This window comes from Lactobacillus psittaci DSM 15354, from assembly GCF_000425905.1.
GTDB classification, from domain to species: domain Bacteria; phylum Bacillota; class Bacilli; order Lactobacillales; family Lactobacillaceae; genus Lactobacillus; species Lactobacillus psittaci.
The window spans coordinates 271,081-285,603 of the sequence record NZ_KE384473.1 but is presented as its reverse complement, the minus strand read 5'-3'; the positions used below and the strand labels follow the sequence as shown (position 1 = coordinate 285,603).

Annotated in this window: 4 protein-coding genes (1 of these 4 only partly in view); 2 read left to right on the top strand and 2 right to left on the bottom strand. The window is 39.9% G+C overall.

Features of this window, described 5'->3' with window-relative positions:
- The first annotated feature begins 54 nt into the window (after positions 1–54).
- Positions 55–720 carry a PAQR family membrane homeostasis protein TrhA gene (trhA, locus tag H628_RS0105510; protein WP_027825553.1) on the top strand — a complete coding sequence of 222 codons (666 nt, stop codon included), beginning with the start codon at positions 55–57 and terminating at the stop codon, positions 718–720.
- Here trhA and H628_RS0105505 read toward each other — a convergent pair.
- A complete protein-coding gene (locus tag H628_RS0105505; protein ID WP_027825552.1) occupies positions 717–1,907 on the bottom strand; it encodes a CCA tRNA nucleotidyltransferase in 1,191 nt (396 codons plus the stop codon). The genes trhA and H628_RS0105505 overlap by 4 nt on opposite strands.
- Before the next feature lie 84 nt (positions 1,908–1,991).
- Between H628_RS0105505 and H628_RS0105500 the strand changes: the two genes are divergently transcribed.
- Positions 1,992–2,882 carry a YitT family protein gene (locus H628_RS0105500; RefSeq protein WP_027825551.1) on the top strand — a complete coding sequence of 297 codons (891 nt, stop codon included), beginning with the start codon at positions 1,992–1,994 and terminating at the stop codon, positions 2,880–2,882.
- A 332-nt stretch (positions 2,883–3,214) separates the two neighbouring features.
- On the opposite strand, the gene H628_RS07995 is transcribed toward H628_RS0105500, so the two are convergent.
- Positions 3,215–14,523: the 3' portion of a mucin-binding protein gene (locus H628_RS07995; protein ID WP_034538340.1), read on the bottom strand. Its footprint extends 26,005 nt past the window's final position; the window shows 11,309 of its 37,314 coding nt (coding positions 26,006–37,314); its start codon lies off the right edge, out of view — the gene reads right to left on this strand; the stop codon is at positions 3,215–3,217.

Here is a 14,523-nt window from a genome sequence, read left to right as displayed (position 1 = left end):
CAATTAAGTATATCAAAAAAACATTAAATAGTAATCAATGATAGAGGTCAAAATATGAAATTCAAGCAAATCTGGCAAAAACCTAAACACCCTGGTAAGGTTATCCCCTTGCTAGACAATATTTTTTCAGCTATAACCCATGGCGTTGGTTTCGGTCTAGCAGTAACAGCCTTAGTCTTATTAATTATTAAAGCTGCGCATTCTGGTAGTGCGCTAAAGGTCACTGCTTTTACCATTTATGGGGCAAGTTTAGTTTTACTCTATCTCTTTTCAACTTTGTACCATTCCCTTATCTACACTAAAGCAAGAAAGGTCTTCCAAATTTTTGATCATTCATCAATTTTCCTTTCGATTGCTGGCTCTTACACACCATATTCTTTAGTTGCAATTGGCGGAATTAAGGGTTGGCTCTTATTTGGATTTATTTGGTTAATTACTATTTTGGGAATCTTATACTATATCCTCGCTAAGAAAAAGAACAATATTTTTGAAGTCCTGCTTTACATCGGGATGGGATGGCTTGTAATCTTTACAGCACCACAGCTATACGCCACTCTTGGTAAAACTAGCTTTTGGCTTTTAGTCAGTGGAGGCATTAGTTATACCGTTGGGGCCTTCTTCTTCTCAATGCGTGGTGTACCTTTAATTCATACTGTTTGGCACCTCTTTGTTTTAGCGGGTTCAACTTTAATGTTCTTTTCCGTATATATAGGGATTTAAGATAAGAAAAATTCTTTGATACTTTCGACGTCGTTAGCAAGTTCACCGCTAACGACTTTTTCTTTAATAGTAGCTAAATTTTCACCCAATGCTGGACCAGGCTTTAAGCCCCACTTGATTAAGTCGCCACCATTAATTGCCAATTCACTATCCTTTTTAATTGGTAAAGCGGTATATTGGTCAACTAAAGCTTCTGAATTAACTGGTTGACCCAAAATTCGGCTAACATCACAAGCTGATACTACTACTTCAAGCCCTGCTTGGTAGAGTTCAAAACTTGTTGGTGTGTGATCACTTAAAAGATCGAAGAAATAAATAATTTCTTCAACTCGCTTAGCCATCGCATTAGAATTCTTCCAATCACGCATAAAACGCGCAATTTCTTCATTTGGTAATTTCAATAAAATAATAATCACTGCCCAAGCACTCGCCTCAGTTGAAGGGGCAAATGTTAAACTTGGAAAAACGGATAACTGTTCTTTTTTACCTCTAAAATCAGGCACTTCCTCACTTAACTCGGTATTAAGGAAGACTTGAAAAGCCTGACGCGCATTTTGTCCAAGACACATCTTAATAAATTCATCACGAATTCGTTCAACACTAATCTTGCTCAATAATTCATGATGATCTTTAATTGCAGCTTCAGTCTTGGCTTCAATTGTAAATTTCAATTGACTCATAAAACGTACAGCACGCATCATTCGAAGTGCATCTTCATGGAAACGCTGCTCAGGATCACCAACTGCCTTAATTAACTTCTGATTTAAATCAGTGAGTCCGTCAAATAAATCGCGAATTTCACCATCTTGGTCCATTGCTAGGGCATTAATCGTAAAGTCACGGCGTTTTAAATCTTCTGCTAAATTTTGAACAAATTCGACTTTATCAGGTCTGCGATAATCTTGATATCCTGATTCGGTTCTAAAAGTGGTAATCTCGTAGCTACTATCACCATATAAAACGGTAACGGTACCATGCTGAATACCAGTATCAATTGTATGAGTAAATAACTCTTTAACTTCTTCAGGATATGCACTGGTTGCAATGTCAACATCGTGAATATGTCGCTCTAAAAGCAGGTCACGAACACTACCGCCGACAAAATATGCTTCATAACCAGCAGTTGTCAAGGTCTTTAGTACTGGTAAAGCCTGGATAAAAATCTCCGGTAAGTTGTTTATTCTCATTGTTTACGTCATCATTTCTTTTTCTTTATAAATCTAATATTCTTTTGTTAAAATGAGGTTATGTCAATAAAGGAGTTGCCTTCAATGAAAAAAATCTCATCTCATTTCTTAATAGAATTAATAATGATTGCTATCGGTTGTGCAATCTATGGTTTAAGCATCGACATGATTAGCATCCCTAATCAGTTAACCGATGGTGGATTAAGCGGAATTACCCTGCTTATCTATCATTGGTGGAAAATAAATCCAGGTTTAAGTACCTTGATTCTTAATATTCCACTAATCCTAATTGGCTTTCGTTATTTAGGTAGACGCCTAATGATTGAAACTATTTGGGGAACGATTTGTTTATCATTCTTCTTAAGTTTTTGGCGCCTCATACCTATTATAAATCAATTTAGCTTAGAACACGACCTCTTATTATCGGCAATCTTAGCTGGACTACTTTCCGGATTAGGATTAGGGCTTGTTTTTCGTTTTAACGGTACGACTGGAGGTTCTGATATTATTGCCAGAATTGGTCAGCAAGAACTTGGCATCAGCTCAGGTCGAATCTTCTTTGCTCTAGATTTTATTGTATTGACAATTTCCTTATCCTATATTGATATCCGTCACATGCTTTATACATTAATTGCCTGCTACATCCTATCAATTGTCATGGATAAGGTTCAACAAGGTGGTACACGTGCCAAGTCACTCTTTATTATTTCAGATAAATATGAAGAAATTGCTAAGTTAATTGATATTAATATTGACCGTGGCTTCACTTATATTAACGCTGAAGGTGGCTATAATCGCTCCAAAAAGCATATTCTTTATTGCATTGCTTCAGCTAATGAAGTGCCAGCAATAAAGCGGCTCGTTTTAAATGAAGACCCTCAAGCATTTATGCAAATCTATGATGTTAATGAAGCTTTAGGTGATGGTATTAGCTTCAATCGTAAAAAACGTAATTGGTTAAAGAGTTTAAGGTAAAAAGAAAATGCACTAGTTAAGCTAGTGCATTTTTTATATACCAACCCCATTTGCATAAACAATTCACAATCGTTGTTATAACAATGTGGAACTGTATTTTTACATATCAGACAAAATATAAGTCGTTTTGTATTCGCTATCATTTGCTATTTATTAGCAAATATAATTGTTTATTCAAAACTTATGTTTTATAATCCGTGGAACTACTGGTGTTACTCTACTTAAAGCTATTTCCACAATGGTCATTAGCATACAAAAAAGGATTGAATCCAAATAGATTCAATCCTCTTTTTGCTTTGTTAAAGAAGTTAGTCTCTTCTAGTTTTTACAAGTTACTTTCTTTTCTTCTTACGGCTTGCTGCACCAAGTGCAGTACCCATACCGATTGCGGTTAAACCGAGTAATGCAGCAGCTTCATTATCTGAACCAGTTTGAGGAAGCTTTCTAGCATTCTTACCAGCTAAGTTTGAAGCTCTAAGAGTTGCTCTCTTAGAAGCCTTAATACCACGAACTGAAGTTACTTTACCTCTAGATTTGCCAGAAGTCTTCTGAGTTTCATTGGTATTTTGACTTGGCTTATTATTTGGTTTGCCGTTTTCAGGTGTAGTCTTACCGCCTTCATGAGTCTTAGGTGTGTTATCACCCTCGTGACCATGATTGCCACCTGGGGTCTTGCCACCATGATCATTACCACCTTCATCAGGAACATAATTCCACTTGTAGGTTACAGTAAGTTCGACATCTGAAGTCTTATCATCAACTGCTTGCTTGTCAATTTCTGCCTTAGCAAGTTGCTTGTGGTTATTTGGATCAGTTGTGTCAGTTACCGTTGCAGTGTAGCCTGGCTTGTTGATGTCATATGCATCCCAAGCCTTGACGTTAGGATCCTTATATTGCCAATCACCATAATGATCAACTTGGTTAGTTACCTTGTTAATGAAGACATCACGAACAAATTCAACTTTTTGTTCTACCTTCTTGATAACTTTACCCTTTTCATCCTTGAAGATAATTGTCCGAGTCTTGGTCATTTCTCTAACGATTTGACCATCCTTGTTATTAGGATCCTTGGCACCATCTGGAAGCTTGTCAGTTGGCTTGTAGTCATCAATTTCAGCATGGAAGCCGATTACGATGTTTTGGTCCTTAGATGAATCATTATCGAAGAGTGTTGGTACTTCAGTATGACCATCATAAATCCAGCCAAGCTTAGTCAAACGACCAATAATAGCTTCAATGTAAGATTGAGCTTGAGCCTTGTCAACCATGCCATTAGATACACCGTAGATGATAGTTTGAAGAGCTTGTCCATCAACAGGAATTACAATTGGTGCACCAGTCTTATCATCAACAGCGATAACTCTAATTTGTTGTTGACCAGCCTTGTAAGTAATCTTAACAGTTACATCAGATTGAGGCTTTTCAACTTGAGCTACTACTTGACTATCAGTGCCATCAACTACACTTGCGTAACCCTTAACTTGAGGAACATCAACCTTTGACCAAGTATCAGTACCATCAGCAGTCCAGTCGCTGAAGCTTTGAACAGTCTTAGTTACAGGGTCGTAAGTTACGGTCCGCTTGTAAGTTACTGTTTGATCACTTGGAGCGTCAATCTTAGCACCGTCTGGAGCATCAACAACAAAGTGTCTAGTTACAGTCTTAGTCAAGTCATCCTTGGTTAAGTCGCTACCGTCTTGTTTCTTGATGCCTTCAGGTACTTTATCAGTAGTTACCTTCTTGTGCTTGAGCAAGACATTGACGCTTACAACTGAACCATCGTCACTAAACTTGATAGTTACTTGCTTTTGACTTGGGTCAACGTATTCATAACCATCAGGTAACTTAGTATCAACAGTCTTTTGTTCATCACTATGTCCAGATACTTCTTGAGCAGTACCAATTTCCTTATTACCGTCATCAGTATCGATGTAGTGGATTTGAGCCTTAGCAATATCTGCTTGGTAAGTTACAACTACCTTTTGACCATCAGCTGGGTTACCGTCTTTATCCTTAGCACTAGCTTCAGGAACCATGTTGTCAGATGCAGGTTCGTTGTTGATCAAAGTCTTATAACCTTGAAGTTTTACATTTTGTGATTCGAACTTGTCACCATCATCAAATGTCCAAGCACTGTAAGTTACTGCGTCAGCATCACCTTTAGCGAGCTTAGCACGGTCAACAGTTACAGATCTATGAGCATGAACAGTTTGGGTGATAGTTACCGGATCAGTTTGACCTGGAAGGTGAACTTCAATCTCACGGTGAACATCTGCAGTAAGTGGTTGCTTAATTGCTGAAGCAAGGTCACTTGGAATATCAGGACAAGTATCACCAGTGAAGTGATCGATATGGTGCTTGAAGTTGATAGTGTAGTGGTTGCCATCTTGAGTTACATCTACGTAGTCATAACCCTTCTTTTCGAAGTAAGCCGTGATTGCAGTAACATCACTAAGTGCACCCTTTTCACCTTGTTCCTTGCCAGTTACACCTGGGAAGGTCAAAGTGGTTTGCAATTCAGCTGGGATATCCAAATCCTTATTAGCATCATTGTCATGAGCTGAAATAGTAATGGTTGTGCCGTTTTCTACGTAGTAGATGTCAAGGTCGCTTACTCGGCTATCAGCAGTTACTTTATCAACTTCTTGTGCAGAAGTCATTGGAGTGTAGCCTGCTAATTGACCAGCTTCAACAGCCTTGAAGTCAACACTCTTACCATCTTCGTTTTCAGTAACGTTGCCACTAGTATCAGCAATGGTCCAATCACTAAATGTAATCTTCCCAGTTGCGTAATCCTTAGTTGCAGTTCTGTCATAAGTTACTGATTGAACTACTTCGAAGGTTTGACCAGGTTGTAAGAATGAACCTAAGACTGATGGATCTTCAAGATGTGCTGGAATGTGAATACGTACGTGACGTTCGACAGTTCTTTCGAAGTCGCTCTTATCTAAGTCACCAGTGTTGTCCTTATCAAGGTTATCAACTCTGTGCGTTAAGTGAATGATAATTGGGCTTTGAATGTCGTACTTAGTACCATCTAATTCGTAATTGCCTTCGCCATCAATTGAAATGGTTGATTCAGTCTTATCAGGATCAACTAATACATAACCATTTGGAATCTTGTAACTGTAGACAATGTTAGCACCATCTTGCTTACCAATGATTGTGTCAAAGGCAACATCCTTATTGTCCTTGTCGTCGTGGTAAATAACCTTCACTGTAGCAGGTTGAGCAACGTAGTTGATAGTAATTTCATCGCCGTTGTCATCTGGTCCTGGAGTTACTTCAGTTACTTGATCAGTAGTTGGAGTGTATCCAGCAACCTTAATAGCATCAGCACTAATTGGCTTCCAAGTTGGACCATATTGAGTTGTGGTCTTGCCGTCTTGGCTTTCAGTTGGAGTTTGAGTGTTCAAAGTCCAATCAGTGTAGCCGACTACTTGATGAGTTACCTTATCAACAATTGCGTCACGGCTCCAAACAACGTGTTGGATTACAACTTCAGTGCCAGCAGGCTTATTAAGAGTAATCTTTCTTACGATGTCATGCTTCAAATCAGCTTCAGTTAACTTAGAACCATCTGACTTAGTAGTGCCATCTGGAATCTTAGTGCTTGGTACATTTTCAGTATCGTGAACAACTAAGACTTTGACGTGACGACCATCAGCGTAAACAGTTGCTGAACTTGGAATAGTTGAACCTTCAGCTAACTTCCAGCCATCAGGAACAGTTACACCTGAGATAGTTACATCATGACCAACTTGACCTTCAAATGACTTAGATGAACCAACGACATTGCCGTCTTTATCAACGAAGTCAATTTGAGTTGAGCCATCTTGACCAACGTAGTCAACAACTACATCACTAGCGTTTTGAGGTTCGTCATTTACATAAGCAACTGGAGCACTTGGAACACTAGTTACTGTAGTATCACCAATCTTAGCAGTGTAGCCGCTGTAGCTTGGAACATCTTGACTTGCAAAGTCTGGAGTAGTCCAGTCACCTAATGTAGCAACATGAGTTACTTCATCAACAGTAGCAGTTCTATGAGCAGTTACATGTTGAGTAAATTCAACATCGCCATTTGGTGTGTGAAGGATAATCTTGCGAGTTACGTCCTTAGTTAAGTCGGACTTAGTTAAGGCAGTATTGTCACCCTTCTTAACGTTGTCAGGAATAGTGTCAGTGCCTTCGAAGTTCTTCTTAGCATGACGGAAGTTCAAGATAACTTGTTGATCAACACTCTTATCCTTGTCGAAGTCACTTGGATAAATTGCACTGTCAAATTCGTAACCGCGAGCTTCCATCAACTTCTTGATTTGGTCAACGTAAGCCTTAACCTTGTCGGTTGGAATTTCAGTACCAGATTTGCCAGTGATTACTGGACCTTCAAGATCATTAGTAATGTCAAGGTCAGTGATTTCCTTGTTATCAGTAATATCAACAACCTTAAATCTTACCTTTTGATCTTGTGGCAAGTAGTGAACATCGATAGTTGAATCAGCAGTTTCAGCAGTAATCTTATCTTCTTCTAGTACCTGTTCACTTGGAGTAGTGCCGTTGACACTAGCATCGTAACCTCTGAAGTTATCAACATTAATTGCATCAAACTTAGTGTCACCTTGTGGTGTCCAGTCACCGTATTGAACAGTTCCGTCACCGTAAACAGTTACTGGTCTTGCAAAGTGAACTTCTTGAACAATTGTAGTCTTAACTTCTTGACCCTTTTCGTTAGGTACATAGATGTTAACTGTTCTAGTTACAGTCTTAAACATCTTGTCTCTAACTTCAGCGCTAACTTCCTTATCAAGGTCCTTATCGCCTGGATTGTAAGTGTGCTGAGTTGGTTCAACAGTGATTGTGATGTTAGTTAAGTCAGAACCATCACCTGGGAAGGTAATAGTTGTTGGAACTTGCTTACCATCCTTAGGAACTTGGTAACCAGATGGAAGTACTGGAGTTACATTTTCAGTAGAACCAGTGTGACCATTAATAGTTTGACTACCAAGTTGCTTACCAGTCTTGTCAACATAAACAATTTGTACACTCTTAGCATTTGCAGTGTAAGTGATGTTAACGGTTTGGTTACCAGTGTAAGCAGTAACTGTTTGGCTAGCAACATCCTTTCCTTGTCTGCCATCTACGTAAGTAGTGTAGCCAGCCACATCGTCGGCAGTGTAAGCATCCCAACTATCAGTACCATCAACTGTCCAAGCGCTGTAAGTAGTTGCACCAGTAGCAGCGTTGACACTTGCAGTTCTAGTGAAGTGAACAGTTTGCTTAATAGATTGTGGAGCTTCATTTGGCTTATTAACGATGATAGTTCTAGTTACATCCTTAGTAAGTTCAAGGTTATCTGGGTTGTTCTTTGAGTCGTAGTTATCAACATGTTGTTTTACAAAGACATCAATACCAATATCAGTTGCTGGGATAGTAATTTCTTCTGAAGTCTTTTGACCTGGAATTAAGTCATATCCCTTTGGAGCTGTGAAGTTAACTTCTTGAGTTGAACCAACAGTAGCTCTAATTACTTGTGGGTTATCAACTTGAACTTCTTTACCAGTATCAGCATCAATGTAGTGAACAGTTTGTTGACCTTGCTTACCAGTGTAAACAACTGTGACAGTTACGTTTTGTGGATCCTTCTTATCAACATTTACGCTTGGTACAACACCATCAGTACTATCGTGTCCGTCAATGGTCATTGTGTAGCCATCAAGAACAGGAGCGTTGTATTTGTCGAAGCTACCAGTCCAGTCGCCGTACTTAGTTTCTCCAGTTACCTTGTCCTTAGTAGCAGTTCTAGTAGCAGTAATTGTTTGAACTACTGGACTTTGCTTGCCAGCACCGATAAATTGGATAGTTCTAGTTACGGTCTTCTTAGCTGCTGGATCAGTTGCTGAAGTATCTTCAGTTCCGTGACCAAAGTGAAGTGTGATGGTCTTGTTACCTTGTTCATCAGTAGTAATTGTTGGAGCTGCCTTTGATACATAACCTTTTTCAGTTAAGTAATCATTGATGTCCTTAATTACGCTGTCTACCTGGTCTTGAGTGATTGGGGTATCACTATCACCCTTAAGAGTAGTAGTAAATGAACCTGGTAATGAGATTGGTTCACCATTTTGATCATCGTCAACAGCCTTGAAGGTATCAGTTTGTTTATTAGCAACATAACTGATGTTAACTGTAGTATCTGGATCAGTTGCCTTAACGCCATCTACTTCAGGAGCTTGACCGACAATTGTGTAGCCGTCAACTGGTTGAGCAGTAACTGCGTCAAACTTGTCGTCACCATCAGCAGTCCAATCAGTGTAGTGAGTTTCGCCAGTTGCCAAGTTAATTTCTTGGTTTCTAGTGAAGTGAACACTTTGAACTTGCTTAGTTTGCTCACCCCTAGTATCAGTGATGATAACTGTTCTAGTTACGGTCTTGTTCAAAGCATCATTATGAGTATCATCGCTACCCTTAATGGTCTTAGTTACTTGGTGAACATGAACAGTAGCAACATTCTTACTATCATCAGCGTCAAGGGTTGCAGTAGTTGGAATAGTTTGACCATCGTCTAAGTTCCAGCCAAATGGAGCTGAACTCTTAATTTGAACGGCGTCACCAGTCTTACCTGTTACGGTATCAGTCTTAATTACGTTACCATTTTGATCAACATAGTTAACCTTGTAGTTACGTACTTCAGCCTTGTAGGTAACAGTAAGATCTTCATCAACATCCCTGTCAGTAACAGTTACGGCATCAAAGCCACTCACTGTTGGAATGTAGCCAGCAATAGATGGAGTAGTTACGCTAGCCCAAGTGTTGCTTTCGCCATCCTTAGGAGTCCATGCACCGTAAGTTACCTTACCAGTAGTTGGGTCGTATGTTGCGCTTCTAGTGAAGTGAACTTCTTGAGTTACATCTTCTGGAGCAGCAACACCGCCACCTTCAACTGTGTAGTGAATAGTTCTCTTGATAGTCTTTTCAACTACACCGTGATCAGCCTTAATTTGTTCTTCAGTCGCAGGCTTAGTATCAGCAGTTACAAGAACCTTGATTGGCTTGTTAGTTGCACCAAGAGTTGTAGTTGAGAAGCTTTGGTTATCAACTAACTTGTAGCCCTTTGGCATGTTATGGGTAATTGGAGTGTTGATATCAACGCTGTCACCAGTATTACCAGATACTGAAGTATTGCCAACTGTCTTACCATTAGCTACATCAACGTATTCAATTGGTTGGCTTGTTCTTTGCGCTACGTAGTCAACGTTAACAGTGACATCCGTAATTGGTTGACCATCACTTAAAGCAGCAAGAGTGTCTGCCTTAGTTTGAGCCTTGCCATCAACTTGAGATTCATAACCAGCAACTTGATCAAAGTCATATTCATCAAATGAACTGTCAGCTGGAGTCCATGCACCAAAGCTGATTGCCTTAGTCTTAGCATCATCATTAGTTGCACTTCTAAAGGCAACAGTATCAACAGTAACTGTACGAGTTAAGTGAATTCTTTGAACAAGAGTCTTATCACCACTTGGCAAGTGTTCAATGATAGTTCTAGTTACATCACGGTTAAGATCCTTATCACTTACATATTGTCTGAATTCGTCTGGAATGTTACCAGTTGAGTAAGTACCAGGAACTTGCTTGAAGTGAAGTGTTACCGTTGAGCCACTTGCTGAGTACTTAGTAGGAATACCTTCAACGCTGACGTAAGTGTAACCTTGCTTAGTTAAAGCAGTAGTAATGCCAGAGATGACATCGCTAACCTTGTCAGCTGGAACAACTGCATCAGTCTTACCAGTGATTGACTTAATGACATCAGCTGGAATTGCAATTTCTTCGCCATTCTTGGTGTCGTTAACAGCCTTAAAGCTTACAGGTTGTGCATCTTCAGGTGTGTAAACAACATCAACATGAGCATCAGGAGTTTCAGCAGTTACATTTGGAACCTCATCAACAGTGTTGTGAGTGTAACCTGCAACATCTGGAATCAAGCTCTTGTCAGTAATTGCTGCCCAAGTACCGTTTTCTGGTGTCCAAGCATGATAAGTTACATGACCAGTCAAAACATCATAGCTAAATGTTCTGTGGAATGAAACTGTTTGAGCTGGAAGATCCTTAGCATCCTTACCTGGTTCGTGAACAGTAATTGTACGAGTTACTGTCTTGGTAAGGTTAGCTTCAATTTCCTTCTTGGTCTTGTCGCCAATCTTAGGACTGTTAATGTCATCGGTAGTGTCGTGAACTAAGTGAACAGTTACGTCATTAGCGCCATCAGCTGTGAAGTGAATCGTTGCTGGTAAACCATCAACTAACTTGTAGCCACGTGGTACTTGGTTAGGAACAGTTATATCTTGATCAGTTTGGCCGTGAACGGTGTAACTCATAACAGTTACATCTTGATCAGTTTGATCGATGTAAGTTACTGTTGCTGTATGGTCATTAGCCTTTTCATAGATGTCAATTACAACATCGTGGCTGGCACTAGTTACACTTGCTGAAGCGATGTGAGTATCTTTTTGAGCAGTGTAACCAGCATCAATGTAGCTTGAAGCGTCAAAGCTGTTCCAGTAACTATCGCCACTTACTGCCCAATCACTGTAAGTGATTGAACCGTTATGAGCATCAACAGTAGCAGTTCTAGTGAACTTAACTGTTTGTACTTCAGTGTGCTTAATAGTCTTGCCGTCTTTACCGTAAACATTGATTGTTCTGGTAATTTCACGGCTAAGAGCAGCAACGCCAGTTGGGATGTTCTTGTCACCATCATGATAAGTATCCTTGTGGGTCTTGACTAAGATTCTTACTGGAGTATTTTCACCAGCAGTTAACTTGTGACTGCCTGGGAATTCACTTTCATCTACAAAGTCGTAATTGTCTGGCTTGTTAGCCTTGATTTGATCATCGAAGTCAACTGAAGCATCAGTTACATAGCTGTCACCCTTTGCAGTGAAGCTTGAAACTTCCTTACCAGTTGCAGCGTCAACGTAGATTACCTTTTGACTTGCAGCTTGAGCGGTGTAGCGAATTTCAACAGTAGTACCATTTTGTGGCGTCTTGTCATCATCACTAGCCTGAACAACTGCTGCACTAGCAACACTAGCTGGACTTGGAGTGTAACCAGCAATTGTTGGTGCGTTGTAAGTACCAAATTGTGAGTCAACTACCCATGGAGTCCACTTGTAAGTTCCGTTTGCCTTATCAACAACTAATTGTCTGTGAGCAGTAGCAGTTTGATCAACTACTTCTGAATTAGTTTGACCAGGCTTGTAAACATTAATCAATCTGTGAACTGTTGTAGTAAAGTCATTTTGACTTACGCCTTCAGGTAAGTTGCCACCTTCAGAGATAGTGTCTTTAGCGTGGTGGAACTTCAAGATGTAAGTTGTGACATTACCGTCAACACTAGTATCAACAGTATCAAAGTTATACTTATCAGCTAAGTATTGCTTAATGTCAGCTTCACGACTTGCAACTTGGCTATCAACATCCTTAGTAGTTACATCAACATTGATTGGGTTAGTTAAGCTGCCAAGTAAGTCAATGTCCTTGTTGTTGTCATCTTCGTCAACAGCCTTGAAGTGAATCTCAGTCTTGTTTGCATTGTAGTAAACGTCAACAACTGAGTCAGCTGTATCTGGAGTTACAGCAAGTTGATCAACTTGAGTGTGGTCAGCCTTGTAACCGTCAACTTGAGGGATGTCACTAATTGCGTCAAAGCTTGCATTAGTGCCTTCGCCCTTAGTTGCGCCAGATACATCAGCAATGGTCCAAGCATTGTAAGTGATGTTTCCACTTACTAAGTCAACTCTAGCAGTTCTAGTGTAGCGAACTGTTTGAACAACTTGTTCATTGCCTGCTGGCTTGTGGAAGTTGATAGTTCTGGTTACGGTCTTGTCAAGTCCTTCAGGTGCATTTTCATCGCCTGACTTGTAAGTCTTAGTGTCATGAACAATCTTAACTGTTTGAGTTTGACTATGTCCTGGAGTAAAGCTTACAACGATTGTCTTAGGTGAAGTTGGATCAAGCTTCCAGCCTTCTGGGATGTTATCACCAGTATTAACTGTCTTTTCTTTATCACCAGTTTGACCACTTACAGGAACGCTCTTGATTACCTTGCCACTATTATCAACATATTGAATGTTAGTTGATTGAGTCTGCTTAGTGTAGGTAACTGTGATGTTTTCGTCATCGCTATTACCGGCAACACTGTGACCCTTGACGATTGTGCTTGAAGCATCATAACCGGCAATTGTTGGGGCTGTCACATCAGTGAAGCTCTTATCACTAGTCCAGTTGCTGTAAGTTACGGTGTGAGTAATTGGATCAACGTAAGCAGTTCTAGTTAAAGTGATAGTTTGAACATCAGGCTCGTGAGCTTCAGTACCGTCTTCATACTTGTAGCTAATCGTTCTAGTTACTTTCTTAGTCAAGTCAGACTTAGTTACATCCGTGCTTCCTTCAGGGATAGTAGTTGGAGTAACTGTTTGGACATCATGATCTAAGTAAATATTGATTGGCTTACTGTTATCAGTGAAGTAGAAGGTAGTGCTTGTGCCTTGACCCTTAGCTAGTTTGTAGCCAGCTGGAACTTTGTAAGTGTAAGTTTGTTCACCATCACCAACGTGTCCGTCAGATACTGTATCAGTATTAACTACATTACCAGTTGCAGTATCAACGTAGTGGAATACTTGGCTTACTTGCTTACCCTTGTAGTAAACATCAACTTGGACATTATCAGTTGCAGGAGTTGCTTTAAGTGAGTGAGTTTCATTGCCATTTACAAATGGAGTGTAACCAGCCTTGTCTGGGATATTGTATTCTGGGTAATCAGCTGTACTCCAAGCGCCATATGTGACAGCAGACTTATCAGTTGGATCAGCGTTAAATTTAGCTAAGTCAACATGAGCAGTTCTAGTAAGAGTTACTTGTTGAGTTACATGCTCGACAACATCTTGGCCATTGACATTGTGGTGTAAGTTGATAGTTCTGGTGTAAGGCTTAGTTACATCACTATCAGTGATAATGCCCTTGTACTTGTCTGGAATAGTTGTACCACCAGGTACTTCGTCACTAGCATGAGTGAAGTCTAAGACAATGGTGTGCTTAGAATTATCAAACTTAACTGGGATTTCACCTTCAACACCTTGGTAGTTGTAACCCTTAGCAACAAGTGCCTTTCTAATTGCTTCAATTGCATCAGATAAGTCCTTGCCAGTTACTGGGCTATCAACGTTACCTTTCAAAGTACGAGTTTGACCAAGGTCAACCGGCTTAGAACTATCTGTTACGTCATGTGCTACAACAGTGATATCTTGAGCAGCTTGTGAAGTGTAAGTTACTTCAACAGTTTGATCAGTTAACTTATCAAGTTGATCACTTGTCATACCGGCAAATGATTTAGCATCTAAGGTGCCGCCAGTTACAACTTGTTCATATCCTTCAACACCTTGTACTGGATATGCAGCCCACTTGTCAGCTCCATCAACTTTCCAGTCATGGTAAGTTACCTTACCAGTTACGCGGTCAATTGAAGCAGTTCTAGTGAAGTGAACTGTTTGAGTAGTAAGAAGCTTTCTGTTTTCACCAGGCTTAGTTTCGTAAATAGTTCTAGTTACGTCCTTAGCCATGCCTTGCTTAATAGCAGTAATAT

What these genes read in the sequence shown, in the direction of transcription:
- H628_RS0105505 (WP_027825552.1), bottom strand. Translation starts at nt 1,907, where the DNA reads ATGAGAATAAACAACTTACCGGAGATTTTTATCCAGGCTTTACCAGTA.
- H628_RS0105500 (WP_027825551.1), top strand. Translation starts at nt 1,992, where the DNA reads ATGAAAAAAATCTCATCTCATTTCTTAATAGAATTAATAATGATTGCT.
- trhA (WP_027825553.1), top strand. Translation starts at nt 55, where the DNA reads ATGAAATTCAAGCAAATCTGGCAAAAACCTAAACACCCTGGTAAGGTT.